The organism is Blastomonas sp. CCH1-A6 (assembly GCF_001556365.1).
Taxonomy (GTDB): domain Bacteria; phylum Pseudomonadota; class Alphaproteobacteria; order Sphingomonadales; family Sphingomonadaceae; genus Blastomonas; species Blastomonas ursincola.
The window spans coordinates 1-890 of sequence record NZ_LSIS01000368.1; the positions used below are offsets into that span (position 1 = coordinate 1).

Below are 890 nucleotides of genomic sequence, written 5' to 3' on the forward strand. Positions count from 1 at the left end.
GCCCGCCCCCGTGTCGATCAGCAGGTCGCCCTGCTCTCGATCCTGGGCTTCTGGCTGTTCTACATGATCATCGTCACGCTGCGCGCGGCGGTGCTCGATTTCCCCGCGCAGCAGGAACTGGTAGTGCGCCGCATTGCGGTCACCTTGTTCGGCGTGCTCGTGAATGTGGTGCTGTATTTCGGCCTGCGCTGGTTCGAGGACAAGCCGCTCACCCCGCGCATCATCGCCGCCGTGGTCGGATCGATCCCGGCGGCGCTCGCCATCTCGGTGTTCAACTATTTCGCGTTCAACGTCTATGATCCGATGAGCGTGTTCCAGGACAATGAGCTGGCCGAGAAGATCGTGACGCTCGATCCGGTCGCCAACGTGCTCGAATTCGCCATTTCCAGCTATTATTTCCTGAGCTCCTGGGCGATGCTCTATCTCGCCTTGAGCTATGCCGCCGAGGTGCGCACAGCCGAGCGCAAGGCCGCGCGCTTCGCCCAGGCCGCGCAGCAGGCGGAGCTGCGGTCCCTGCGCTATCAGGTCAATCCGCACTTCCTGTTCAACACGCTCAATTCGCTCTCGACTCTGGTGCTGCGCAACCGGCCCGACGAGGCCGAATCGATGATCATGAACCTCTCGACCTTCTATCGCACCAGCCTGACCGGCGATCCGCTCGACGATGTGCGGCTGGAGGACGAGGTTCAGCTGCAGCAGCTCTATCTCGCGATCGAGGAGGTGCGCTTTCCTGATCGCCTGCGCATCGAGATCGACATTCCCGATGCGCTGATGGACTGCTGCGTGCCGGGGCTGATCCTGCAGCCTTTGGTCGAGAACGCGATCAAATACGGCGTCGCCCGCGCCACGCGCCCGGTCACCATCCGCATCGGCGCGCGCGAGGCCGATGG

1 protein-coding gene is annotated in these 890 nt (G+C 63.3%); it reads left to right on the forward strand.

Annotation, left to right across the window (positions count from 1 at the left end):
• On the forward strand, nucleotides 1-890 hold an 890-nt coding region (locus AX735_RS17205), incomplete at both ends, for a histidine kinase (RefSeq protein ID WP_156447535.1).